The sequence below is a fragment of the Dellaglioa sp. BT-FLS60 genome (assembly GCF_054941065.1).
The window spans coordinates 132,221-158,397 of sequence record NZ_JBSOLI010000036.1 but is presented as its reverse complement, the minus strand read 5'-3'; the positions used below and the strand labels follow the sequence as shown (position 1 = coordinate 158,397).

Below are 26,177 nucleotides of genomic sequence, written 5' to 3'. Positions count from 1 at the left end.
CCTGTTTGGAAAATAAAGAAAGAGGTGGCCGCATTGATCGCTAACGATAAAATAGACGAACTAATTGGTGTAGATGAAAGTTTTGAATCTGCTTATAAATTAATGGATATTTTAAAAGATAAGACTGAACGGATTGAATTATTTAAAAAGTTTGTCGAAATTGAAAATGATTTCTCTTTTGATTGGTTCACTAACTACTTTCAAGAAGAACATTCTAATCGCAAGAACATGAAGCAAGATTTCACACCAGACGGACTTGTACAGTTAGCCAATGCAGTTTTAGGTAAGGCAGAGGTAAATGTGGATGTTTGTTCCGGAACTGGTGGACTAACTATTAAACGCTATTCTGAAAACCCTAATGCCACTTTTTATTGTGAGGAGTTTTCTGATCGGGCAATTCCATTCCTATTATTTAATTTAGCAATTAGAAACGTAAATGCTTATGTCTTTCATGGAGATTCATTATCAAGGGATGCCAAAGCTGTATATCAATTAACAAAATCAAATGAGTTTAGCGGTATTGAATTGATTGATGACGCTGCAGTGTTTGAACATCCCAATGCCGATACGGCCATTATGAATCCACCGTATTCATTAACCTGGGAACGTAAAGATGAATATCTAGAACAGCCACGATTTAAGGACTACGGTGTACTAGCGCCAAAGAGTAAAGCAGACTTCGCGTTCTTATTACAAGGACTTGAAGAGTTAAATGATAATGGCGTGATGTCTATCGTATTGCCACATGGAGTATTATTCCGTGGTGCAGCAGAAGGGAAAATTAGACGGAAGCTTATCGAAAACAATTATCTAGATACGATCATCGGATTACCTGAAAAGCTTTTCTTCAATACAGATATTCCGACAGTCATCTTAGTCTTAAAGAAGAATCGGACTAATAAAGATATTTTCTTTATTGATGCCAGTAAAGAATTCGAGAAGGTAAAAAACCATAATGAATTGAAACAAGAACATATTGATAAAGTGTTATCGATTTTTAAACAACGACAAGATGTTGATAAATTAGCGCATGTGACTCAAATGGCTGAGATTAAAGAGAATGAGTTTAACTTAAACATTCCGCGTTATGTAGATACGTTTGAGCCTGAGCCGGTTATTAATTTAAGTGAAGTGCAAGACGACCTAGCAAGACTTGATTTAGAAATAAAAGAGAGTGAACAAGAATTCACATCGATGCTTCAAGAAATTCATGGCACTAATCCAGAAACAGATAAAGAATTTCAACAGTTCAAACAGTTCTTTACTAATCGAATTGAGAAGAAGTATCACGAACCGATTGCAAGAAAGCATGTTACTGAAGAGACAACTAAAGAAATGGGGCAAATGAGTCTGTTATGACAATTAGTTTAAATACCTACGAAGAAATAAAACTTGAGGATATTGCAGAATACGGGCGAGCTAAAGAAGGTCATCTATATCCGCGAGGCACATCAACCATTCAGATTTCAGCAACGCGTGGACAGGTGGGTTATTTAGAAGAAGCTGGATACATTAAAAGCAAGGACGTCGCAATCATTCCACAAGCAGGGATTAATCCTAAATACTTTAATATCATTTTAAATAAGAATATAGCCCAGTTCATGAATAAGTACGCAACTGGTATTAACATTCAGGAACATGAGATTGGTAGGTTTCCTATTCAATTGCATAATCTAGAAACACAACACGCTATCGTCACTCATGTGAATCGTATGGAGGAAAAAATAACACAGGAAGAAGTAGAGATAGCTGCATTACAGAAGCTAAAGAAATCGTTGATGAATCAAATGTTCGTTTAATGTCTCAAATTAGAAGGAGTGTGGTGATTCATGTGAGACTTACAGAGAAACAACGGCGATTTGCCGATGAGTATATTAAGAGTGGCAATGCTACTCAATCAGCTATTAATGCAGGTTATAGTAAGAAAACTGCACAGCAAACAGGAAGTGAAAACCTGTTAAAACCTGTTATTAAAAAGTATGTAGGCGAACGTATGAAACAACTTGCTTCTGAACGAATAATGAGTGCCACAGAAGCGGTTGAGCTACTTTCTAGTATAGCTAGAGGGGAAGAGAAAGAAACGGTTATAATAAGCAGTCCTTTAGGTGCAGAGGAGTTCACAAAGGAAGCTGATTTAAAGACTCGTATCGTTGCAGCGAAAGAAATATTGAAGAGATATCCGTTAAATGATAAGAGTTCATTAGAAGTTGAACAGATTCGCAAGGTTAAGGCTGAAGCGGATATCAAAGAAGCAGAGGTTGCAGCTATTAACAATACTGATAATGATGGTATTACAATAGAAATCAATCAAACAGATCGAAGGGATTTATCAGATGAAAATAAAGATTAATTTAGATGATATGATAAATCCTCACTTCGATTACGTCTTGTATTCTAATGCGTTGAATAAGGTCCTTAAAGGTGGACGTGGTTCAACTAAGTCATCAGTGATTAGCTTAAGGATTGTGATTGATTTCCTGCAAGATAGCAACGCCAATGCCTTAATCATTCGTAAGGTTGCCAATACACTTGAATTATCTGTATATGAACAAATTAAATGGGCCATTTATCAATTACATGTTGATAGTCAATTTAAGTTTACTAAGTCGCCATATCGAATTATGCATAAGCCAACAGGTACAGCGTTCTATTTTAGTGGATTAGATGACCCAGCTAAGTTGAAATCGATGTTAGTTGCTAAAGGGTACGTTCAGTGGCTTTGGTTTGAAGAACTAGCTGAGTTTGATAGCTGGGAAGAAGTCGATACAGTACGTGCTTCTTTTACTCGTAAAGTATTGCCACCTGGTAAGCATGTGATTACGTATTACTCTTACAATCCGCCAAAGAATCCATATGATTGGATAAATAAATGGATTGCTGAACGTTCAGGATTAGATGGTTGGTATATTGACCATTCAACTTATCAAGACGTAACGTTACCAAATATCCTATCTGATGACTATTTGAATGAGATTGAGACAGTTAAGAATAATGATTTGAATTATTATAAGTGGATGTATTTAGGCGAGGCAATTGGCTTAGGCAATAACGTATATAATATGAATTTATTTAAACGGATTAAAGCATTATTTACTGACGATCCAATTAAATTCTTATATTATTCAGCTGATGTTGGTCATCAGACAAGTGCTGATGCTGTTGGATGTTTTGCGTTAACGTCAAAAGGTAAGGTCATTCTAATCGATACTTATTACTATTCTCCGGCTGGCCAAACAAATAAAAAGCCACCTAGTGAACTTAGTAAGGACTTCTATGAGTTTATCAAGAAGTCATCGGAAATTAATGGCAGAACGTACCAGATTCGCAATCGGACAATAGATAGTGCTGAAGGTGGTGTCCGTAACCAATATTTTTACGATTACGGTCAACGCTGGCACCCAGTAGCTAAAAAGAAAAATGTAGACATGGTCGACTTTGTGCAGATATTGCTGGCACAGGGTCGTTTTTATTATCTTGATACTGAAAATAATAAGATATTTATTGACCAACACCAGCGCTATCGTTGGGATGAAAAAACATTGCAGAGTGCAGATCCAGCAGTTATCAAAGAAGACGATCATATGCCAGATATGTTTAAGTATTTTGTGATTGATAATGCTAAGGACCTTAGATGGAAACAGAGGTGATTGAATGTTTGAAAAGATTAAACAATTTTTTAGTAGAGGAGGTGGTAATGTGCAACAAGTAAATCCATTAGGTAAAATTATTGATCACCCTGAAATTAACATGACAAGTGAAGAGTATGAACGAATACAAAGTAACTCAAGATATTATGCCGGTCTTTTCGACAATGTTAGATATAAAAATACCTACGGAGTCACAAAGACGCGTCCGTTTGTTAGTTTGAATATGGCACAGGTTGTGGCCAAACGAATAGCAAGCATTTGCCTTAATGAACATGCTGTTATCACAGTTGGGACAGAAGACAGTGAAGCACAGAAGTTCATTAATGAAACGTTTAAAGATAATGATTTCTACAAAAGTTATGAACGTTATTTGGAGTCAGGAATGGCATTGGGTGGTATGGCCATTAAACCGTACGTTGATGATAAGCAGATTAAACTGTCATGGATTCAAGCCGATGCTTTCTATCCTTTGAGAAGTAACTCAAATAATATTTCGGGCGTGGCCATTGCTAGTGTTACAACTAAAGTGATTGGTAAAGCTATTAATCGTTATACGTTGTTAGAGTTCCATGAATGGAAAGATGATGATTATGTTATAACGAATGAACTATACTGTTCAGTTGATAGTGCAGATGTTGTAGGTAAACGAGTTCCATTGAGTGAACTTTATCCTGATTTAGAAGAAGAAACGCATTCGCAAGGTGTTTTAACACGGATGTTGCCAACCTACTTCAAACCTGCGGGAATGAATAATAAAGACCGTTACAGTTTACTTGGGTTGTCTGTTACGGACAATGCCAAGAACACATTAAAGCAGATTGATGATTCATTTGATAAGTTGAACTGGGAAGTTAAGATGTCACAGAAGAAAGTAACGGTATCTGCTGATGCTATTCAAGTGATTCCAGATGAGAATAATCAAGCAGGATTTAAACAGATATTTGATTCTGAACAGGATGTATTCCTATCATTAGATGGCGGACTTGATGATAAGAGCCCGATTAAGGATATTTCACTTGAACCAAGAGTGGAACCATTTATCAGCTCTATTAGTACTAATTTAAAACTATTAGAAATGCAAGTCGGATTATCTTCAGGAACCTTTACATTTGATTCAAATGGATTGAAGACAGCTACAGAAGTCGCTAGTGAAAATAGTATGACTTATCAAACTCGTAATAGTCACTTAACCAACGTTGAACAGAACATTAAAGAGTTGGTTACTAGCATTTTAGAGTTGGCCAAGAGTGTTAAATTATACAATGGTCCAACTGATGAAGAGATTACGATTGATTTTGACGATGCTATCTTTGTTGATAAACAAGCACAAGCTACTTATTTACTTAGCCTGTTATCATCAGGCTTAATTAGTAAGAAGTACTTCTTAACTAAACAATTGGGCGTTACTGATGAAGAAGCTGAGAAAATGTTAACTGATATTGATGATGAAACGATTAATAAACAGCCTGACCGACAAGAACAAAATGAAAATACATTGTTGGGGTCAGGTGATGAATAATGACAATCACACCACGACAGTTATCTATTGAATCTGGACTACTTTCCGACGTCTACTTATCGCTTGAAGATGAAATATTTAAGATGATTGTTAAACGTCTTAAAACGTCAAATTTTGATGATTTAGATAAAGATAACGTCTTTCAATGGCAACTTGAAAAGATGAACGAAGCTAATATGTTTAATGGTGACGTCATTAAAGAGTTAGCCAAGACAACTAAGATATCTAAGAAAAAGCTACAAAGTTTAATCGTTGATAACGGCTATCAGATTGCTGATGAGACCGATAAGGAATTTAGCAAGTTTAAAGGCACTGAAATACCGCCGTTGACTAACATGGACCAACAATTAAAAGGCTATCTTAACCAAACCTTTTTAGATATTGATAATTTAGTTAATCAAACACTGATTACAACTAATTACGGTGAAGGTACAGCACAGAAAATCTATGAAGACATTATCAAAAACACAACTGCGGGTGTTATTACAGGGCTTAAAACGCCAGAAAAAGCTATATCAGATACTATTTACAAATGGATGGATAAAGGTATTCCTAGTTCATTCATTGATAAGGGTGGCCATGCTTGGGGCATTGAGAGTTACGTTCGTACCGTTGTCAATTCAACAACTAGAAATGCTTATCATGAAATTAGAATGGAAGGTATGGATAGATATGGGATAGAAACTTGTCTTATGTCATCACATTCAGCTGCACGACCTGCTTGTGCACCTATCCAAGGCAGAGTCGTCTATATGAGACCAAGCCAATCAGGAGATAAGTATCCTAGCGTTTATGATCATGGCTACAAAGAAGCAGCAGGAGTTGCAGGGATTAACTGTCATCATACATTTACACCTTGGGACCCAGATATTAATATTATTCGCGATAAAGAAGATGTACCTAGTTCTGATGAAGCTATTAAGAATAGTGATATTCAAGCCAAACAGAGACAGTTGGAACGCCAAGTTAGACAATACAAACGTAAGTTGAACGTTGCTAAAGAATTAGGTGATGAACAAGGCATTGCTCGTTATTCGCAATTAATCAGGAATAATCAAAGCGGCATTCGGAAAATAGTTGATGATAATGATTTTTTATATCGTGATTATTCAAGAGAAAAGGTTTACACAAAAAAATAAATATTATTCGACCTAGATATGTCGTTAAAAGGTCTATTTTTTATACTCTCGTGGTCGTGGCCACGTAAATAAAACGTAGGAGGAAAGTAATATGAACAGAGAATTTTTAGAAAGTTTGGGTTTGGAAAAAGAAGTAATGGATAAGGTAATGGTAGAACACGGTAAGTCAACTCAATCATCAAAAGACGAGCTAGCACAACTAACTACTGAACGTGATGGATTGAAAGAACAATTGACTCAACGTGATACCGATCTCAAGGATTTACAAAGTAAGTCGAAAGATAGTGAAGAACTGCAGACTTCATTAGCTGATTTACAAAGTAAATACGATTCAGATACTGCTGATTTAAATACTAAACTTTCAGCAACACAACTTAATTCAGCAATTGAGTTAGGATTAACACAAAATGGTGCCAAGAATATCAAAGCAGCACGAGCATTGTTAGACACAGACACACTTAAGATTGGCGATAAAGGTCAGTTATTAGGATTATCTGAACAACTAACAGCGTTAAAAGAAAGTGATGCTTATTTATTCGGAAGTACAGAACAAACATCACAGGCTAATCCAAACTGGACGGCCGGTGGTAATCCTAATCCAAATGGAGCAGGAAATACTAAAACAATTGAGGAAATGAGCTATCAAGAATTAGCAGAGTTAAAAATCTCTAATCCTGGACAGTTTGAATCACTCACAAAAAACTAGGAGGAAACAAATATGCCAGCAACAAACTTAGCAGCATTAATCGACCCAGAAGTAATGGGCGCAATGATTCAAGCACAACTACCTAAAGCAATTAAATTTTCAGGTATCGCACCAATCGATACAACTTTACAAGGTCAACCGGGTTCAACTATTACTATTCCAAAGTTTAAATATATTGGTGACGCCAAAGATGTAGCAGAAGGTGCAGCTATTGATTACACAGCAATGGTAACAGATAAAGAATCTCATACAATTAAAAAGGTTGCTAAAGGGGTAGAACTTACTGATGAAGCAGTTCTTTCAGGATTCGGCGACCCAGTTGGCGAAGGACAACGACAAGTACGTATGTCTATCGCTTCAAAAATTGATAACGATATTCTAGAAGAAGGTTTGAAAGCTACTTTGACAGTTAAATCAGATATCAATATTGATTTAATCGATACAATCGAAAATACTTTCGTTGATGCACCCGACGCAATCGAAGACGATACAACTGGTCAAACAGGCGTCTTATTCTTATCTTATAAAGATGCTGCTAAATTACGTAAAGAAGCTGGACAAAACTGGACACGTGCTTCTGAATTGGGCGATAACATCTTAATTAGTGGTGCATTCGGCGAGTTATTAGGTTGGGTTATCGTTCGTTCAAAGAAAGTTACAAAAGGCCAAGCTTTAGCAGTTAAAACTGGCGCGATGAAAACATACTTGAAACGTGATTTATTCCCAGAAGCTGAAAGAGATATTACTAAAAAATTAAACCGTTTTAACGCTGACCAACATTACGTGGTTGCTATTGTTGATGAAACAAAATTAGTTGCTGTCGCACCCTAATCCTCGCCCAGAGGTAGTAACTGGGGCAGTCTCGAAAGATACGTCTGCAACAGGGACGCATTTATCATGGACTGCGGATGAAAAGGCTAAAAGTTGGATTGTTCATCATGATTTAGGCAGTGGCAAGCCAGAAGAAGCTACTATTATGCACTATGTAGAAACGCCTGAATTAGTATTTAACGATGAGCTATTTGGCGGTGCATTAGCAGGCAAAACTATCAATTTCTATGTCCAAGCCTTTAACAAAACGTTTGAAGGTAAGAATGAGATTGAGAAAGCTCAAAATGCGAACACGACTGGTTATGGGTCTGAGTGGCCAAAAGCGGTTAAGGTGGAATTTGCGTCTGATGAATCAGTAGCTAAAGCGGACGCAACGCCAACGGCTAAAAAAGTAACTAAGGCAGTTGAAAAGTAGGTGATTAGATGTATCTAACATATACAGAATATACTGAATTAGGTTATAAAAGTGTTAGTGAAGATGAGTATGATCAATTTGAAATGATTGCTGAAGATACGTTTGATTTTGAAACGGCGGCTTTTTATAAACAACATGATTTAGATAATGATGATTTTACGTTTAGAAAGTTGCAATTTAAAAGAGCTATGGCAATCCAAATTAATTATATGAAAGAAAGTGGTGTAACTAGTGTAGAGATGTTTAATAATACACTGGGTTCTATGTCTATTGGGCGTACCTCACTTTCAAAAGGTGGCAACGCAGCTAGTAATTCGGGTAGTTCTAAGCAATCTCTTTTAACAAATGATGCCAGAAATGTTTTATATCATACAGGTTTACTTTATAAAGGGGTTGATTGGAGATGATGGGACTGCCTAAGGTTACTAAGTCATTTACACCACATGTAGTTCAGTATTTTAAGTATTTAGGCGTTGATGATTATGATAAGCCGGCGTTTGCTGAACCAGTCACGGTTGAACACGTTAGATTTGATGAATCGCTTCAATCGTCTTCAAATTTAACGGAACAAACCAGACAATTTAGCGCTGTTTGCTTTGTTTATCGCGATACGTCAACACCATTTTTAGATGACTTCACATTGCGTTCTAAGCTTGTATTTAATGGAAACGAGTACATCATCAAGAACGATGTTAAAACGTCGCATCCATTTAAAAATGAAGTATGGTCACATGAATTGGAGGTGTTGTAGTGGGGAACGTCAAAGTAGATGTTGATTTTAGTAGAATTGATAAGATGTTTAGCCAAGGTAATATCGACTATGCACGTTACGTTACAGCTAATCAAATTCATAAGGATATGGAACCATTTGTTCCGCGTGAAAGTGGAAATTTACGTGATATATCTCATCTAGATTATGATTCAAACATTAATTACACAATGCCTTATGCTTCTAAAATGTTCTATCAACAAATGACTAACTATACAACTCCAGGGACTGGTCCTCGTTGGGACTTAGTAGCTAAAGGTTTGTATATGAATGATTGGACGAAAGTCTATACAAAGGGGTTACTGAAACATGGCTGGAATTGATTTAAAACAACAGATTTGTAATTTTGTTAATACATTAGATAGTTCATTTCATTGTAAGTTTGGGGCACTATTATCTGACGATTCAATTGTTTTAAATGAGATTGCGGGTGGTAAAACGATCAGAATGTATATGGATGAAACGAAAGATAAGCAACTTAATTATGAGTTTGCTTGCAAATCTAGAGATATTCAAAAGATAGAGTTGGCGCTTAATAAGATTGCTATTGCAGTTGATGATTTAGACGAATTACCAAGTGATAATAATAGTTATCTATTTGAAAATATAAAAACAGTATCGATGCCATTTCCATCTGCCAAGGATGAAAGTGGCTATTTTATTTACCGGTTAGTTATTCAAGCAGAAATTACAACATTAAAAAATTAGGAGAGTGAAGAATAATGGCAAGATTAAAAAATGCATTACGCGGACACTTTGTAGCACCGATGGATCCTACAGACGCTACAAAAACACCAGCTGAAGAGGAATGGTTAGAATTAGCACGTGGTATTACATCTATTGGGGACCATACTGATGAAGAAACAGATGATACTGGATTTTATGACGGTGATGGGAACCCTGAAACAACGGTTACTTCGGTTACAGGGGCATATAGTCCAGAAGGATATTATGATCCTGAAGATCCTGCACAGGAACTTATTGCTGGAATGAAGTATAAAACTGGTAGTGAACGTAATTTGTGGCACAAGGTAATTTCGTCAGATGGTAAAACGCAAACAATAGGACCAGCAACGGCAACAGATATTATTGCTGGAGCTGGGGATGCAACGGAGTACGAGGACTTTAGTTGTACAATTAAATATAATAAAATTCCAACTATTTCAGATGTGACACCCAAATAAGCCTGACCCAATAAGTGTTAAATTAAGCAAAACTACATTAACACTGGGAGTTGGTGTAACAGATAGTAGCGTGACTGCTTCTATCGAACCGACTGGCGCAAATCAAGAAATGACAGTTACGAGTGCAGATGTCAAAATTGCTACAGCTACTTTAATTAGTGGCAAGCTAGAAATTAAGGGTATCGCAGCTGGAATTGTAAAAGTCAATATTACAAGTAAAAGTAAACCAACGGTAAAAGCGGAATTGTCCGTAACCGTAGAAACAACTAAATAACACATAACTAAAGACTGGGGAAAACCCAGTCTTATTTTTTTAGGAGGAATTTAAAATGGCAGTAGTAATTAAACAAAAAACAACAGTGATCCCTGTAGAATTTGAGGGAGAAAATGGTAAGACGACACATAAATTTGAATTTAATGCAACAGATGATAAATTAGAAAATTTTAGAAATTCGTTAAATGAAAGTTATAAAAAAATTAAAAATATTGATAAAAACAAAGAAGGTTTAACATCGGAAAAGCAAGAGGCTAAGCTGATGAGCGTCATCAAAGAAACGTTAGATGATATGTGTGGAAAAGGGGCGTTTGATGAACTCTACAAGGAAACTAAAAGTAAGGTCATTATGGTTAGTTATGTATTTTCAATCGGGGAAGGATTGACTAACGAAATTGATAATTTAGGTATTACAAGCAAAACACAAAAAGAAATGGCTGATAAATATTTGAAAGATAAAAAAAGAAAATCAAATAAATAAGCGAGGTATAGATTATGCTCTCACTTGCTAATTCAGAAGAAAATGAAATTGAATTTAATGGCATTTTTTATAATGTTGATACTTCTTTTAATAATATTATCAAAGTAATTAATTTTTGTAAGGAAAAAATAGATAATGATGAGTTCTTTTACAGAGTATTTTTTGAATTAATGTTAGATGAAGTTCCTGATTTAGGTCGATTGGATGAAAATAATAAAAATTATTCAGACCTTGTTAATGGACTGCTAAATAATTTTATTTTTTTGACTAAAGTTGATGACGTTGTTGAACATGATCTAAGTGGAAATCCTCTTCCGCAAAAATATATAAGTAAAAATAAAAGTGATTATGACTTAGATTTTGATGCTGACCTTATTTATTCAGCATTTATGCAGACTTATGGGATTGATTTGATTGATCAACAGGGAAAGTTAAGTTGGTCTCGATTTAATGCATTATTGAATAGTCTTCCTGACAATACTAGATTTGTTCAAGTTAGAGAAATTAGAACAAAGGAATTACCGAAGGGGAAAGGTACAGCTAAGGAAAGACGAGAATTATTAAAAGCTAAAAAGAAGTTTGCACTACCTGGGCAAAAAATAGAAGGAAAGGAGGAACAAAATGAGTGGTGATGGAACGGTTAAAATATCTGTTATTTCTGACGTTAGGCAGGCTATAAAGAACCTGAATGGTTTAATGAAAACAGCTAGTGGTATTGGCCGAACTGGTGGGCCTGATAAATTAAAAGGTGGCATAGACGGCGTCGGTAATTCAGCCAAGAAATCAATTGGTGGAATTAAAAGCATGGTCACATCTTTAGGATTAGTTAAGGTTGCTAGTATGGCATTTAGCACTTTAAAAAATTCAATGGATGGCGCTATAAAACGTGTTGATACTTTAAACAATTCCAATAGAGTATTCAAAAACATGGGATTTACAACAAAAGAGATAACACAAACGATGGATAATCTTAAAAGTAGTATTCAAGGCCTACCAACGCCATTAGATGGCGCTGTAAAAGGTGTTCAATTAATAGCATCTTCTACTGGTAATTTAGGGAAATCGCAAAAGATTTTTGCTGCATTGAATGATGGAATATTAGGCTTTGGTGGAACTACTGATCAAGTTAATAACTCAGTAATTCAATTGTCACAAGCTTTTTCAAACGGTAAAGTTGATGCTGAAACTTGGAATTCTATGATTGATTCAGGTTTGGGTCCGGCATTGAATGCCTTAGCTAAAGAAATGGGCATGACTTCAGGAGCATTGAAAGCGGGATTGTCAGATGGGAGTATTAGTGTTTCTAAATTTCAAGATGCCTTGATTGATCTTGATGTAAATGGTGGTGGCGGACTTAAATCTTTGCATAAAATTGTACAGGACGCGACTAGTGGTATTGGAACTTCTATTTCTAACATGAAAACAGCAGTAACGCGAGGTTTGGCTAATTTGATAACAGCATTTGATAATTTGTTGAAAACTGCTTTAGGAACGGATATTTCTACTATTATTACTAATAGTGGTGCACGTACAGAGGCAGCTCTTAATAAAGTAGTATCCGCATTGGGTGTAGTAGGTCCTAAAATTAAAGAACTTTTAGATTTTGTATCAAAACATCAAGATGTATTTAAAACATTAGCAGCAGCTATAATGGCAGGCGCTACTGCTTTTTTTGTTATGAAAGGAGCTATAGTAGCTTACAGTGCTGTAAATACTGCAATCGCAGCTACTAAAAGTTTTATAGAAACACTGCAAATATTGAAGTTAGAATTTATTGCATCATCCGCGTCTGCTGGTGTAGCAACAAGCGCATTTCGAGCGCTATCTTATGCATTTGGCACAACTACGGTTATCGGAGTATTAATCGTTGCAATAGCGGCATTAGTTGGTGGATTAACGTATTTCTTTACTAAAACAAAAAAAGGTCAAGAAGTATGGGCCTCATTTATGCAGGTACTTAGTAATGGAATGGATGTTGCTAAAAAATCTTTTGATACATTTATTCAAAAATTTGGACAATTATTATCTGATGTACAGTCTAATTTGAATGCTATGAAACAAGGTTTTGAACAATTTTCATCTGTTGTAAAAAGTGCATTAAACGTTGTAGTAGCTAAATTCGGACAATTATTATCTGCTATACAGCCTGGTTTGAAAATTATGAAACAAGGATTTATAGATTTAGGAAGCAGTATAAGTAGTTCTTTAAGCCCAATAATAGATGCAGTTAAAAATAAAATGGATCAGCTTGCTATTAGAATGGGAATTGCTGGTCAAGGAATTAATAGTATTTTTGGTAAGGCAATAGAAGTTGTTGCTCCATTACTTGAAAAATTTGGTGGTTCACTTGGTTATGCTGGTACAGCCCTAAGCGTTGTCGTTACTGCACTTAAGTTTGCTGCTTTGGCTTTTTTAGGTGTAAGTGGACCAATGGGACTTGTGATTGGATTGGTAACCAGTTTTGTTATGGCTTGGATAAAAACAGGTGATTTATCAGCTGATGGAATAACAAAAGTGTTCGATAATTTATCTGCAACCATCGAAACAGTTACTGCAGCTATAGAAAAATACTTACCAGAAATAATTGCTACTGGAACAGACATTATCGTTAAATTAGTGGAAGGTATTACCAAAGCAATTCCGATGGTTGTTGATGCAATGATAAGTATTGTAGATAAATTAATAGGTGCAATCACATTAGTTTTACCAGTCTTAATAGAAGCGGGAACTAGCGTATTAGTAGCACTTTTGAATGGTATCATCACTGCTTTACCACAGGTAGTGGAGGCGGTTATTACAATTATCGATACTTTACTGAATGCTATTCTGCCACTGATACCGATGATATTACTTGCAGGAGTTCAGATATTGTTGGCCTTGATAAATGGGATAGTACAGGCGTTACCTCAACTAATAACTTTGTTTGTTACACTTGTACCTCAAATTATTGAGACTATTGTTTCGCTATTACCAATGCTTATAGATGCTGGTATCCAAATATTGATGGCTCTTATTAGTGGAATTATAAGTATATTACCGCAATTAATAATTGTGGCAATTGAGCTTATTTTAGCAATTGTAAATGCTCTAATAAAAAGTTTACCAATGATTATAGAGGCGGGTGTCAAAATACTCTTAGCGTTGATAGGTGGAATAATTAAAATACTACCGCAATTAATAACCGCGGCAGTTAAATTAATACTAGCAATCGTAGGTGCTTTAATAAAAAGTTTACCGATGATTATTGATGCTGGGATTAAAATACTTTTAGCATTGATAGGTGGAATAATTAAAATATTATCTCAACTAATTGCTGCGGCACTTCGAATTATTATAGCTTTAGCAAAAGCATTGATAGATAACATGCCTAAAATTATAGCTGCGGGTGTTAAATTATTAATGGCATTAATAAACGGATTAATTAAAGTACTACCGCAATTAATAATGGCAGCATTAAGAATAATTGTAGCATTAGCGAAGGCCCTGATAGACAATATGCCTAGAATTATAAGCGCTGGCGCACAAGTTGTAATGGCATTGATTAAAGGTATCGGTAAACTACTTGGTTCACTACTCAGTAAAGGTGGCGAAATGGTAGGTAAAATTGGCTCAGGAATTAGTAACGCTATAGGAGATATGGTAAATGCTGGACAAGCTATTGTGTCAGGTTTATTAAGTGGTTTAGTTAAAGGATTCGAAAAGGTAAAAAATACTGTTAGCGGTTGGGCTCAGTGGATTAAAGACCACAAAGGACCCATTTCCTATGATAAAAAATTATTAATTGAAAATGGTAATGCTATTGTGTACGGATTGAATCGTGGATTAACTGATAAATTTAGTGCTGTCCAAAGAACCGTAAAGAATATGACAGAAATGATTAATGACACAGTGGAAGATGGATTAGATACTGATCCATTTATCGGTTTATCAAACGCTTCTATGCCAGCTCTTGATGGGTTCAGAAAAGGAACAATTACGGCTGAAAGCATGCTATCCAATAATGGTAGCTATGGGAATACTTCTGGTCAATTGAATAATAATAGTACATCAAATGTTAATAATGAAGGCGATATTGTGATTAATATGAACGCTAATATTGATAGTGACCAAGATATTGATCGGATTTCTAAATCATTAGCGTTTGCTATAAAAAGAGAAACAAGAGGAGGTTTAGCATAATGAAGACGTCTAGAGATAACGTCGCTTACTTTGAATATAATGGGCGTAAATCAACTGATTTTGGTATCAGAATTGTTAATAATCAAGAGATTATCTCGCCTGAAAAAAATATCGAATTTACAGATATTCAAGGAGCTGATGATGATTTTGCGATTGATTTAGATACTTATAAATCATACGTTAAACCGTTTAATTGTGTTATTCAAACTATAAATGGTTATCGTAATACCGCAGAACAAGCGCAAGCGATTATTGAATGGCTAAATAGTGCACCTGGTTATACACCATTATTCTTTAATGGATATCCGAATGCCTATTGGCTTGCAATGTACTATGAAGAATTATCTATTGCCGATACGATGTCATGGCGTGGAACGGCAGTAATTCAATTCAAAGTTAAAGCTAAACGACGATTGTATTCAGGTGATACACCAATAACAGTAGTTAGTAGTAACAGCATTGTGAATCCATCATTTTTAGCAGCTAAACCGTTACTGCATATTGTAGGAACTGGAGATATTAAACTATCTTTTAGTAATGATAATGGTAATCAAACGCTGTCCTTTAAAGGATTAAAGAATGAAATCTATGTTGATTGCAATACACAACAGGCTTATAGAGGTGTTACTAATGCTAATTCAGAATTAGTAAATGTTCCGAATATTCAACTAAAAAAAGGTAAGACAACCATTACATGGACTGGAACGGTTACTAAGCTAGAAATAACAACAAGGTGGGTGACTCTATTTTGAGTGGTGCAATCTTATATGCGGAAGGTACGACAGATTTCAGTACAATTGGGTTAGGATCGTTAGGCGAAATGGTTACGGGGACAGTTACGCAAGCAAGAAATGGTCAATATGATATGACTTTTACGTATCCCAGAAATGGTTTTTTGGCTGACGAATTAAAGACAGGAGCCGTTGTGATTGCTGATACAGGGCATAATACTTTTGCTCAAAAATTTGATATTCAGACCGTTACAAAAAGTGAAGGTGCGGTGTTAGAAGTTTATGCAACACATATCTCATATCGTCAAATGTTAACAGCTTTAAAGCCTAACATCACAGCCAAGGGAACAGCACAGACTGCTTTAAATGCCTGGAAAAGTGGTCACGTTGAAGCTTTTAACGGAACTGTCTTATCAAACATCACAACTAATTCGCAAGTGAATTGGCAGGTTGGTGATTTTAAAACAGCACGCGAAGCATTAGGCGGTGTCTCGGGATCGTTACTTGATATTTATGGTGGCGAATTTATTTTTGATAACGAAAACGTCAGTTTAATGAGTTCGACAGGTAAAGATAGTGGTGTTACCATTGCTTATGGTAAAAACTTAGTTAGTTTGGAACAAGAAGATTCCATCGAATCTACATGGACGTCAATTTATCCGTATTCTAAGAAGACTGATAATAATGTTGATACGATTATCACGCTACCTAAATTTTTTATAGATTCAGAGAATGCCAGCAAATTTTCAAAAAGACGAATACAAATGGTTGATTTTTCTCAAGATGAATCAGTAACGGATATTGCAAGCTTGGAGAAAAAAGCAACAGCTTATATGAAATCAAATGGCTATGGTATTCCCAAAGTATCGATTAAAACAACGTTTTTAGACTTATCTAAGACAGTTGAATTTAATCAATTCCCTAACTTCGAAAAAGTATCGTTATGTGATACAGTTCACATCTATTTTGAAGACTTAGATATTGACACAAAAGCTAAAATTATTACAACGGATTGGAATATATTAACTGATTCTTATGACAGTCTCGAAATTGGAGACGCAAGTAGTAACATGACCAGTGTCTTTAAAGACCAAGAGAAGGATAAGCAAGAAGTCAAAGATCATAATCAGTGGTTAGAAAATGCGATTAATAATGCTACTGATATGCTAACTAATCCTTCAGCTGGGAACGTTAAATTTTTGCCTAATAATACTAATGCGGAAGAAATAGTTATTATGGATACCGCTGATATAGCAACAGCTAAAAAGGTATGGCGATGGAATAGTGCCGGTTTAGGATATTCGAAAAATGGGTATTCAGGACCATATGAAACAGCTATGACTTCAGATGGGGCAATTGTCGCTAATATGATTACAGCTGGTACTTTAAAAGGGATTAACATTGAGGGTGTTACATTTAAAGGTTCTGATATGTTTCTTGAAAATGGATTGGAAATTGGTAAAAACGGTGGTGTAACATCAACATTTGACGCTGGCGAAACTGGGGGAAATGCCTTTCAACCACGTTGGTGGAAGGGTAAATTTCAATTAAATGCAAACCGCCTTGGTTATCAAGCTGATGAATATAATGTACTTTCAAACGGGACTGGTCCCAATAAATTTACGGGATATACAGAGAATTATTTTGGACCTAACTACGGGAAATGGCGTCGATACGATAATAAAACGGATAGAAATTTATTAGGTAGAGTCGATATCACTGGTGACGTTATGCAAATATCTGATTTATGGCGAACGAATAGTGGTGTTTTATTATATTCAGCTGGAGATATCGAGGCATACAAAACTATTTATGCACATGGAGCTATTTCGTCCGGTAATATTCAATTGAATGCATTACACACTATTAAATCTATGGATGGTGGAACGCTTTACTTCAATGACAATGGAAATAATAGAATTTCAATTAATGCTAAGTCCTTTATCCAGGGATCGAAAAAAAGCTTGAAAAAGAATTTTGCTGATGTAGATTCAGCTGAATCATTAGAAATGGTTGACGGTATGAATATCTTGAATTGGAATTATAATTCCGAAGAAAGCACAGAGAGAAAACATATCGGGTTAGTAATTGATGATTCAGAGAAAAAACGTTCATCTAAAAATTTAATTGAAACGCCTAAAGAAGTCCTAGCTGATGACGGTTCTGGTGTGGATTTAAATAATCTAGTCGGATTATTAACATCAGCAGTTCAAGAATTAAGCAAGGAAAATAAAGCTTTAAAAGAAAGAGTTGAAAAATTAGAGGAGGGACAAAATGGCGCACAGACGGTTAATAATCTCGTTAGATAAAGACAGTATAAATAACCCACCAATCGTATTACGTCAAGGAGAATCAGGCTTACAAGCCTATGATATTGAATTTATGCTTGATGGGACAACTGTTGTAATTAAAGATACAGATGTTGTTTCATTTCGTGGGACAACTTCAACTGATACGTATGTATCTGAGTTATGTACTGTAAAGGGTGGTCTCGTAACATTTACACCCAAGGTAGCTACGTCAGCAGCAGGTAATTATAAAGTAGCTTACTTTTCGGTTAATGATATTTCTGGTTCCGGTAATAATATCGACGTATCTGTATTAGAACAAGCTGACCCAACAGCTGAACAGGCACAAGTTTATGTCGGGGAAGTTACTAAATTGATTAATGATTTAACCACTAAAACAAATGCAGCTATCAAGAACTTAACGGATAAGCAAGGCGCGCTGGATACTAAAATTGCCGACAGTGAAAAGACGTTAGCAGCTAACGTTGCAGCAGCAAAAAAAGCATTAGATACGGCTGTAGCTAATGCAAATAAAACGTTAACCGATGCAATAGCGTTACTAAATAAAAATGTTTCGGATGCACAAGAAAAGATGGATCAATTAAAAAAGGATTTAGCGGCTGCAGATTTTCAGAAATATCCATTAACAGAGACTGATGGTAGAGCAAAAAAATGGAACAATATTATTGATTCAACGACTTTTTTTAAAGGTCATCGTTTTGGCTGGTACGAAATTTCTCCAACAAATGTAACCAATATTACTGATTATGAAGGTATCCCAGAAGGATATCGGAAAATATATTTTAACGCAAGGTTTGAAAGGTTAGATACCAGCAATACTATCGTAACATTAGCGCCAACTTTATCTAATACGGCTCCACCCAGAGCATTACGTGTTGTTAAAATATGGTTTAACAGTGATACAGGAGTTATCACGGACACAAGGGAATATGCAAGTGAATCACAAAATGACGCTAAATATCAAATTGCGCAAAACGAAACCTATAATCCAACACTAGATAATAAACTAGTAAAAGAGTATACAACAGGTGTGCCATTCCAAATCCGATTAATAAATGGTGTTTGTGTAATTAACTCAATTTTTACACCTGTAAAAGTAATACCATCATCAACGGCAGATACTATTATTGGCAGTATTGACGATGCTAGATATTTACCTGATCGTAAAGTTCATAGCCTCCAACAAGGTTCAGGATCTAATACGTTTTTGTTTAGTGTTTTAAAAACGGGGGAAATAGCAATTAGCAGACATCGCTCATTGACGAAGGAAAATTTAGATTTTGCAGTGGGTGCATGGCTAAATGCTGACGTCTCATATGCACCTAAATTATAGTTACTAAAGGAGTAAAATTGATAGAAAGGAGTTGATTATGGTGGATAAAGATAAAGATGTAGTTGACCGGTTAGCTCGTATTGAAACAAAACTTGATGTTTTTAATAAGGTCGAAATAAAAGCAAACGATGCGGCTAGGGTGGCTGATAAAGCCCATATGATAGCTCGTGAAAATAAAAAACAAATTAATGAAATCAAAGAAAATAATAAGTGGATTTGGGGATTCGTGATTACATTCGGACTAGCTTTAATCACTGGATATTTAACGCATACACTTTAGGAGGCATCTGAATTAGGTGTCTATTTTTATACAGAAAATTAGGAGGTAACACATGAAAAATATTAATGTCAATTGGCACTCGAAGGCACTTTGGGTGTCGCTGACTAGTTTGTTTATCGTTTTAATTCAACAAGTATTCGCCTTATTCGGTCTATCACTTCCAGAAGGATTTGAAAGCCAAGTAGGTGGCTTGATTAACACACTATTAACTATCGGTGGACTGTTTGGGATTGTTTATGACACGGGTAAAGGAGAAAAACATGACTTATAAAATTGATAAAACATTCGCATTATCAGGGGCACAAGGCGATGCAAGAAAAGCTAAAAACGATGTCATCATTCTGCATGACGTAGGTAATATAGGCTCAACTGGTAGAAACAATGCAAACTATACAAAAAACGGTAAAGCATATGATTCAAACGGTAATCCAATACCAGCATGGCAAAATGCCTATGTTCATTTCTTCATTGATGGCGATATCGTCTATCAAGTTGGTACTCCAGGTTACGTAGCATGGGGTGCAATGGACTGGGCAAACTTACACGCACCAGTCCAGATTGAAATTGATAATCAAACAGATTCAGCTAAATTTAAGAAGAGCTACGCAACATTTATTGCGTTAGCACGTGATATGGCCAAGAAGTATGATATCGATTTAGACTTAGATTTAAAAAACGATTATGGTATTAAAACACATAAATGGGTATCAGATAATAAAGCTGGTGACCATCAAGATCCATATGCTTATTTAGCTAAGATGGGTATCTCAAAAGCACAGCTTGCTAAAGATTTGAAGAATGGAATTGAGGTAGAAAAGATGGATACCTACTGGAATCGTAGTGACAATCATTTTAATCTATACGAGGCCACAACAACTTTAAATGTTTATTCAGATGCTAAATTAAAGAATAAACGTCGTGTGACTTATAATAAAGGGTCAAGATTCTATGCTCAAAAGGTCATTAAAGATGGTAAGACGGTAACTAGATTACAGTTGGCCAATGGATTTGTTTCAGGTAATACTAAATTTTCAAAACGAATTAAATATTAAACGAAAAGCCAACTTCTTATTAATTTAAGAGGTTGGCTTTTTTTGATTATAATTACGTTTTTTTGACTTATCAGATTGTTGTAGTTATAATTACGGTATAGAAAAAGCCTTTCGATCGTTGGCCAACTTGCTAGCGCAATCTAATAAGCTTTATTCGTCTTATGCTTTCTTCAAATAGTAAAATAGCAAACTAATGATAGCTAATACTAATTTTAAAGAAAATGTAATAGTAATTGTAATGATGTTCACTTCCTTGAAATCAATAGATTTATTGTTAGTTAGACAATAATTGATAACGTTTATTATTATAGCATGTAGATTGGGAAAGTTTATAAAAAAATGTAAAGATTTTGCAAAGTGCTTGCATTGAGCATTTAAGTAATATATTATTTAGTTGTAATAGTAATTGTCATGGTGTTTAAGGATTAGTTACCCTTATATGCTGTGCTTCATAGTCTGTCTGCCTTGTCTCTTTCTACGACAAGGTTATTTTTTTGCTTAAAAGTACAATTAAACACACACTAAAGCCAACTTCTTATTATTTTAAGAGGTTGGCTTTTTTATTTCCCTAATTAAAATAATATTGTCTGTAATCCAGTTATATCAGCGAGTCTCTTTTTCCTTAATTAAACTAAAAAAGTCAGCTCGTAATAAAATACGAATTGACTTTTTTAAGAGTAATATTTGTATTAACCACACAAAAACCACACAAAATGTCTGTAAAGCACGGTTTTAAAGGTAATAAGATGTCCCTGATCAGAGTCGAACTGATGACCTACCGCTTAGGAGGCGGTTGCTCTATCCAGCTGAGCTACAGAGACAAATGACTAGCTACTTCAGTATAAATGGCGGAAATAAATAAGTCAATTTGATTTTAATGGTAAGGCTAATACGTGCTGGAATTTGTGATAAGATATAATAATATCTTAATGAAAGTGTGAGTAAAATGACAGGAAAAGAAAGACAAGAAAGTATTAAAGAACAATTGCGTAATAATGAAGTTTCGATTAGTGCGAATCAGTTTGCTAAACAATTTAAGGTGAGCCGCCAAACAATTGTGGGAGATATCGCATTGCTTAGAGCCCATGGTGAAAAGATTTTGGCATCGTTCAATGGTTATACCTATGAAAAAAGGCCAAATCAAATTATTAAAATGATTGTCTGCAAACACCAAGCTAGACGTGTTAGGGAAGAGTTAGACATTTTAGTTCGTAATGGTGCTGAAATGCAAGATGTCACTATTAATCATGAAATTTATGGTGAGTTGTCTGGAACGTTACTGATTAAAACGCCAAGTGATGTAAATGAATTTATGACAAGAATCAATGAGAATAAAGAACATCTTCTTTCAGAACTAACGTCAGGGATTCACACACATCTGATTAAAGTCCCATCTGAAGAAAGTTTTGTTAAAATTCAACAAGAATTAGCGGATGCTGGTCTTAGTTATCAAACAGATTAATTTGACAAGATACCCATTCATTGGCATACTTTGTTCTAGAGGGTGTCAAGACACCCTTGAATAAATGGATGGAAAGAGACGTTGTTAGATGGATGCTCAGAAAAAGAAGGAACATAAATTACTTGCTGTTGCAGGATTTGCATGGTTATTTGATGCAATGGATGTTGGTCTTTTATCATTTTTAATTACAGCACTTGAAAAAGAATGGCATTTATCAGAAGTTCAAATGGGTTGGATTGGTAGTGTGAGTTCAATCGGAATGGCTGTTGGTGCTTTAATATTTGGTATGTTGGCCGATCGTATGGGTCGGAAAATTATTTTAATTGTAACGCTATTATTCTTTTCAATTGGTAGTGGGCTGTCTGCATTAGCAACAGGCCTGACCTTTTTCCTCATCATGCGGTTCTTTGTTGGAGCCGGACTTGGTGGTGAATTACCGGTAGCATCAACACTTGTTTCTGAAAATGTTGCACCTAAAAGACGTGGTCGAATTGTTGTTTTACTCGAAAGCTTTTGGGCAGGTGGATGGATTGTTTCAGCAATTGTTGCGACAGTTGTGATTCCTAGATATGGTTGGCGAGTAGCAGAAGTCGGAACGATGTTGACGGCTATTTATGCTATCTTTATGCGTTTAGGGATGAGAGACATAAACGAACCTACAGTTATTGATAAAATGCAGCGGTTATCATTTTTTGCGTCAATTCGAGAGGTTTGGTCGAAAGCATACCGTCGACAAACAAGTATGTTGTGGATTCTTTGGTTTACCGTCGTATTTTCTTATTATGGGATGTTCCTTTGGTTACCCAGTGTGATGGTGATGAAAGGATTCGATCTGGTTCATAGTTTTAGTTATGTTATGATCATGACTTTAGCGCAGTTGCCGGGTTACTTCAGTGCAGCATGGTTAATTGAAAAGTTAGGTCGCAAACTTGTTTTAATTAGTTATTTATTAGGAACGGCTTTATTTGCGTTTCTTTTTGGAAATGCAGTTAGTGTCTTCTCACTGGTTACTTATGGCGCTTTACTGTCATTCTTCAATCTCGGTGCATGGGGTGTGATGTACGCCTATACGCCAGAACAATATCCATCCGTAATTCGTGGAACGGGAACAGGAATGGCAGCTTCATTTGGCCGAATTGGTGGTATTATTGGGCCATTGTTAGTTGGTTATTTGATTAGTAATCACGTTACTGTGGGTCATATTTTCACATTATTCTGCATAGCCATCGTAATCGGCGTGATTGCCGTTTTCTGGTTAGGTGATGAAACTAAAGGAAAAATTTTGGATTAACATTAAAAAAGTATCTAAATGGTAGTCAACTAATGATTGTCTATGGCATTAGTGGATTCACAACTATTTATCAATGGTTGGAACAATTTAAATTGTTTGGAATAACCGGGTTAGAAAATTTATCCAAGAAGATTTTTTATGACTATTTCTTTAAAATGAGAGTTATTAAATGGCGTCAGATCTCAAGAAAAAGCCCAGATAATTTCTGAACTAAGGCACTTCAAACGTGAATTGAACGTGGGGTAGAGTAGTTTTTATATGCTATACTGAATAAATAGAAAAGTGAAAAGACGGTGGCTATTCTTGAGGAGAGGTGATGCTTATGAAAATAAGTGTTCAATCTAGGAAAGGAAATGCCTGATTGTATCTAATCGGAATTGTACTTGTGATTTTAGGCGGAGTATCAGCAATCATATTAGCTTTAGCTAAAGTGATTAATGCTGTAACAAAACTCATTATTTCATGGCAAGACTTAAAAAAGACACAAAAAAAATAATCGTCTCATTATCTTTGGCGAGATAAACGATTATTAGTAATTAAAATCTGGTCACCGTCTTAAACGGTTCTATGTGAGAAGTCCTGTTGAAGCAGGGCTTCTTTTTCATATATTTAGTATAGCACAGTTAGTCATAGTAGGTAATAACTGTGCTATAATTTATCAATTTTCTTTACGTTATATGTTGCGTTCGGAAATACTGATTAGATGAAAGAAAATGATTAATTGGATCTAATCGGAATTTCGTTTGTGATTTTAGGTGGAGTATCAGCAATCATATTGGTTTTTGCTAAAGTGATTAATGCTGTAACAAAACTAGTTATCTCATTGTAAGACTTAAAAAAGACACAAAAAAAGGCTCTACAACATTTGTTGGTGATAGAAAATCGATCACTGGCGGCAATTTTTTTATATAATAATACAAAAAAAGGAACTTCGTTTCCTTAATGGCCAGCCAGCCCAAAAGAAAGAGGTTCCCTCATAGTTAATCATACTAAAGTTTTACTTGGAATAGAAGGCCCAAATATTATTATAATATTTGGGCCTTCAGTCTGATAGCACTATTTTTAATTATGGTTGGCGAACTATTATTCTAAAATTACATAAATAAACTTTCCACTGTAAAAAATACCACGGGTACTTTTTGGCACAAACAACACTCACAACAACACATTGTTTTATTTCACTTAACTGCCGTAAAGCTTGTATTGAAAAGTTAAAAGAACTCGCTAATTCGACTTCGCTATAATTAGGCCCAATCGCCATTACGGAATACGGGAACTTCACTACCATCTTCACGAATACCATCGATTGACATTTTAGCAGATCCGACCATGAAATCAACATGTGTTTGGCTTAAATTTAAACCAGCAGCAGCTAACTCATCATCGTTCATTTTAGTGCCATCTTTGATAGAAAATGGATAAGCAGAGCCAAGTGCGAGATGATCACTCGCATTCTCATCGAATAATGTATTGTAGAATGTGATTCCTGACTGTGAAATGGGAGAAGGGTCTGGAACTAAGGCAACTTCGCCCAATGATTTGGCGCCATCATCAGTATCAAGTAGGTGTTTCAAGACTTCTTCGCCTTGTTCAGCAGTTGCTTCAATGACTTTACCAGCTTTAAACGTAAATTTCATACCGCTTAAAGTTGTTCCAGCGTAACTTAATGGTTTTGTTGATGAGATATAACCATCGATACGTCTAGAGTCGGGTGCAGTGAAGACTTCTTCCGTTGGCATATTAGCCATGAATTCATGACCTTGAGCGTCAAATGAGCCAGCGCCTTCCCATAAATGATTTTTGGGTAAACCAATGACGATATCTGTGCCTGGTGCAACATAATGTAAAGCAGAGAACTGTTCTTTATTTAGTTCGTCAGCTTTTGTCCGTAAGGTTAAATCATGTTGGTGCCATGCTTCAATTGGATCGGCATGGTCAATCCGTGTTGTTTTGAAAATCTCTTCCCAAAGACGTGAAACGGCTGCTTCACCTTTTAATTCAGGGAAGACGAGTTCCGCCCAAGCTGTATCAGCAGCTGCGACAACTGTCCAACTGACGTCATTATTTTGAGTGGCTTTACGTAAAGGGCGTAAAGCTTGGCCCATAGCCTTTTGACGAGAGGCAATTTTTTCATAAGGAATCCCAGCAAAAGCATCGGGGTCATCTGACATCACTGAAATACGTGAGGCCTTTTTAGCAACCCAATCTTCAACTTCTGAAGTTGTGTAGCCAGGGACATCTACTAGGCGGTCAAGTGGGGCAAATTCAAGAAATGATTTTGACACATGACTGTCGGCCCATTTGACGATAACTTCACTTGCCCCGGCAGCATAAGCTTCATCAACGATTAAATGAGCTAATTCCTGTTGAGTAACGGAAATTTGGAGCACAATTGTTTGGCCTTTTGACACATTAACACCGACTTTAACGATTAATTCGGCGTATTTTTTGAGTTGATCTTTAAAAGTTAATTTTGACATATCAAAACCTCCAAATTCATTTATGAAATAATAATAACATATTAATGAGAAAATGATTAGTGTTTAGAACATTAAATTTTTTCTAACAACTTCAG

Annotated in this window: 28 protein-coding genes and 1 tRNA gene; 27 read left to right on the top strand and 2 right to left on the bottom strand. The window is 35.6% G+C overall.

Annotation, left to right across the window (positions count from 1 at the left end):
* Positions 1–33 precede the first annotated feature (33 nt).
* The 24 genes from ACVQ8P_RS07995 to ACVQ8P_RS07880 all read left to right on the top strand — a co-directional run bounded on the left by ACVQ8P_RS07995 (position 34) and on the right by ACVQ8P_RS07880 (position 20,849).
* Positions 34–1,359, top strand: coding sequence for an N-6 DNA methylase (locus ACVQ8P_RS07995; protein WP_462298689.1), 1,326 nt, complete (start codon positions 34–36; stop codon positions 1,357–1,359).
* On the top strand, positions 1,356–1,799 hold the full coding sequence (locus ACVQ8P_RS07990; protein WP_462298688.1) for a restriction endonuclease subunit S domain-containing protein: 444 nt from the start codon (positions 1,356–1,358) through the stop codon (positions 1,797–1,799). The genes ACVQ8P_RS07995 and ACVQ8P_RS07990 overlap by 4 nt, the downstream gene beginning before the upstream one ends.
* 32 nt (positions 1,800–1,831) lie before the next feature.
* Complete coding sequence (locus tag ACVQ8P_RS07985; RefSeq protein WP_462298834.1) at positions 1,832–2,350, top strand: terminase small subunit; 519 nt, start codon at positions 1,832–1,834, stop codon at positions 2,348–2,350.
* Positions 2,334–3,647 (top strand): PBSX family phage terminase large subunit, encoded by a 1,314-nt coding sequence (locus ACVQ8P_RS07980; protein ID WP_462298687.1) that lies wholly within the window; start codon positions 2,334–2,336, stop codon positions 3,645–3,647. The genes ACVQ8P_RS07985 and ACVQ8P_RS07980 overlap by 17 nt, the downstream gene beginning before the upstream one ends.
* A gap of 49 nt (positions 3,648–3,696) precedes the next feature.
* A complete protein-coding gene (locus ACVQ8P_RS07975; RefSeq protein WP_462298686.1) occupies positions 3,697–5,166 on the top strand; it encodes a phage portal protein in 1,470 nt (489 codons plus the stop codon).
* Entirely contained in the window at positions 5,166–6,305 is a 1,140-nt protein-coding gene (locus tag ACVQ8P_RS07970; RefSeq protein WP_462298685.1) for a phage minor capsid protein, read from the top strand. The genes ACVQ8P_RS07975 and ACVQ8P_RS07970 overlap by 1 nt, the downstream gene beginning before the upstream one ends.
* A 91-nt stretch (positions 6,306–6,396) precedes the next feature.
* Positions 6,397–7,011, top strand: a complete 615-nt coding sequence (locus tag ACVQ8P_RS07965) for a phage scaffolding protein (protein WP_462298684.1) — start codon at positions 6,397–6,399, stop codon at positions 7,009–7,011.
* A gap of 12 nt (positions 7,012–7,023) precedes the next feature.
* Positions 7,024–7,842 (top strand): N4-gp56 family major capsid protein, encoded by an 819-nt coding sequence (locus tag ACVQ8P_RS07960; protein ID WP_462298683.1) that lies wholly within the window; start codon positions 7,024–7,026, stop codon positions 7,840–7,842.
* Positions 7,826–8,257 (top strand): hypothetical protein, encoded by a 432-nt coding sequence (locus tag ACVQ8P_RS07955; RefSeq protein WP_462298682.1) that lies wholly within the window; start codon positions 7,826–7,828, stop codon positions 8,255–8,257. The genes ACVQ8P_RS07960 and ACVQ8P_RS07955 overlap by 17 nt, the downstream gene beginning before the upstream one ends.
* 8 nt (positions 8,258–8,265) lie before the next feature.
* A complete protein-coding gene (locus ACVQ8P_RS07950; protein WP_462298681.1) occupies positions 8,266–8,664 on the top strand; it encodes a head-tail connector protein in 399 nt (132 codons plus the stop codon).
* Complete coding sequence (locus ACVQ8P_RS07945) at positions 8,661–9,008, top strand: putative minor capsid protein (protein ID WP_284068640.1); 348 nt, start codon at positions 8,661–8,663, stop codon at positions 9,006–9,008. The genes ACVQ8P_RS07950 and ACVQ8P_RS07945 overlap by 4 nt, the downstream gene beginning before the upstream one ends.
* A complete protein-coding gene (locus ACVQ8P_RS07940; protein WP_284068641.1) occupies positions 9,008–9,349 on the top strand; it encodes a minor capsid protein in 342 nt (113 codons plus the stop codon). Before ACVQ8P_RS07945 ends, ACVQ8P_RS07940 begins: the two co-directional genes overlap by 1 nt.
* A complete protein-coding gene (locus ACVQ8P_RS07935; RefSeq protein ID WP_284068642.1) occupies positions 9,336–9,734 on the top strand; it encodes a phage tail terminator protein in 399 nt (132 codons plus the stop codon). The genes ACVQ8P_RS07940 and ACVQ8P_RS07935 overlap by 14 nt, the downstream gene beginning before the upstream one ends.
* A gap of 14 nt (positions 9,735–9,748) precedes the next feature.
* On the top strand, positions 9,749–10,210 hold the full coding sequence (locus tag ACVQ8P_RS07930) for a phage tail tube protein (protein ID WP_462298680.1): 462 nt from the start codon (positions 9,749–9,751) through the stop codon (positions 10,208–10,210).
* A 10-nt stretch (positions 10,211–10,220) separates the two neighbouring features.
* Positions 10,221–10,484 carry an Ig-like domain-containing protein gene (locus ACVQ8P_RS07925; RefSeq protein ID WP_462298833.1) on the top strand — a complete coding sequence of 88 codons (264 nt, stop codon included), beginning with the start codon at positions 10,221–10,223 and terminating at the stop codon, positions 10,482–10,484.
* A 55-nt stretch (positions 10,485–10,539) separates the two neighbouring features.
* The gene (locus ACVQ8P_RS07920; protein ID WP_284068645.1) at positions 10,540–10,965 is read left to right on the top strand and encodes a hypothetical protein; all 426 of its coding nucleotides are present in this window, start codon (positions 10,540–10,542) and stop codon (positions 10,963–10,965) included.
* Between the two features lie 14 nt (positions 10,966–10,979).
* Complete coding sequence (locus ACVQ8P_RS07915; RefSeq protein ID WP_462298679.1) at positions 10,980–11,597, top strand: Gp15 family bacteriophage protein; 618 nt, start codon at positions 10,980–10,982, stop codon at positions 11,595–11,597.
* On the top strand, positions 11,587–15,144 hold the full coding sequence (locus ACVQ8P_RS07910) for a tape measure protein (protein ID WP_462298678.1): 3,558 nt from the start codon (positions 11,587–11,589) through the stop codon (positions 15,142–15,144). The genes ACVQ8P_RS07915 and ACVQ8P_RS07910 overlap by 11 nt, the downstream gene beginning before the upstream one ends.
* Positions 15,144–15,896, top strand: coding sequence for a hypothetical protein (locus tag ACVQ8P_RS07905; protein ID WP_462298677.1), 753 nt, complete (start codon positions 15,144–15,146; stop codon positions 15,894–15,896). The genes ACVQ8P_RS07910 and ACVQ8P_RS07905 overlap by 1 nt, the downstream gene beginning before the upstream one ends.
* On the top strand, positions 15,893–18,184 hold the full coding sequence (locus ACVQ8P_RS07900; RefSeq protein ID WP_462298676.1) for a phage tail spike protein: 2,292 nt from the start codon (positions 15,893–15,895) through the stop codon (positions 18,182–18,184). Before ACVQ8P_RS07905 ends, ACVQ8P_RS07900 begins: the two co-directional genes overlap by 4 nt.
* Entirely contained in the window at positions 18,150–19,517 is a 1,368-nt protein-coding gene (locus ACVQ8P_RS07895) for a hypothetical protein (RefSeq protein WP_462298675.1), read from the top strand. Before ACVQ8P_RS07900 ends, ACVQ8P_RS07895 begins: the two co-directional genes overlap by 35 nt.
* A gap of 37 nt (positions 19,518–19,554) precedes the next feature.
* A complete protein-coding gene (locus tag ACVQ8P_RS07890) occupies positions 19,555–19,797 on the top strand; it encodes a hemolysin XhlA family protein (RefSeq protein ID WP_462298674.1) in 243 nt (80 codons plus the stop codon).
* A 52-nt stretch (positions 19,798–19,849) separates the two neighbouring features.
* On the top strand, positions 19,850–20,068 hold the full coding sequence (locus ACVQ8P_RS07885) for a phage holin (RefSeq protein WP_462298673.1): 219 nt from the start codon (positions 19,850–19,852) through the stop codon (positions 20,066–20,068).
* Complete coding sequence (locus tag ACVQ8P_RS07880; protein WP_462298672.1) at positions 20,058–20,849, top strand: N-acetylmuramoyl-L-alanine amidase; 792 nt, start codon at positions 20,058–20,060, stop codon at positions 20,847–20,849. Before ACVQ8P_RS07885 ends, ACVQ8P_RS07880 begins: the two co-directional genes overlap by 11 nt.
* A 747-nt stretch (positions 20,850–21,596) precedes the next feature.
* On the opposite strand, the gene ACVQ8P_RS07875 is transcribed toward ACVQ8P_RS07880, so the two are convergent.
* Positions 21,597–21,670, bottom strand: a tRNA-Arg gene (locus tag ACVQ8P_RS07875).
* Positions 21,671–21,795: 125 nt separating this feature from the next.
* On the opposite strand from ACVQ8P_RS07875, the gene ACVQ8P_RS07870 reads away from it, so the two are divergent.
* The 3 genes from ACVQ8P_RS07870 to ACVQ8P_RS07860 all read left to right on the top strand — a co-directional run bounded on the left by ACVQ8P_RS07870 (position 21,796) and on the right by ACVQ8P_RS07860 (position 24,098).
* Positions 21,796–22,311, top strand: a complete 516-nt coding sequence (locus tag ACVQ8P_RS07870) for a 3H domain-containing protein (RefSeq protein ID WP_462298671.1) — start codon at positions 21,796–21,798, stop codon at positions 22,309–22,311.
* Between the two features lie 88 nt (positions 22,312–22,399).
* Positions 22,400–23,602, top strand: a complete 1,203-nt coding sequence (locus tag ACVQ8P_RS07865; protein ID WP_462298670.1) for an MFS transporter — start codon at positions 22,400–22,402, stop codon at positions 23,600–23,602.
* Positions 23,603–23,963: 361 nt separating this feature from the next.
* Positions 23,964–24,098 carry a hypothetical protein gene (locus ACVQ8P_RS07860; protein WP_462298669.1) on the top strand — a complete coding sequence of 45 codons (135 nt, stop codon included), beginning with the start codon at positions 23,964–23,966 and terminating at the stop codon, positions 24,096–24,098.
* 748 nt (positions 24,099–24,846) lie between these two features.
* Here the strand turns inward: ACVQ8P_RS07860 and ACVQ8P_RS07855 are convergent.
* Positions 24,847–26,082: an aminopeptidase gene (locus ACVQ8P_RS07855; protein ID WP_462298668.1), complete on the bottom strand. Its 1,236-nt coding sequence runs from the start codon at positions 26,080–26,082 to the stop codon at positions 24,847–24,849.
* Positions 26,083–26,177: the final 95 nt, after the last annotated feature.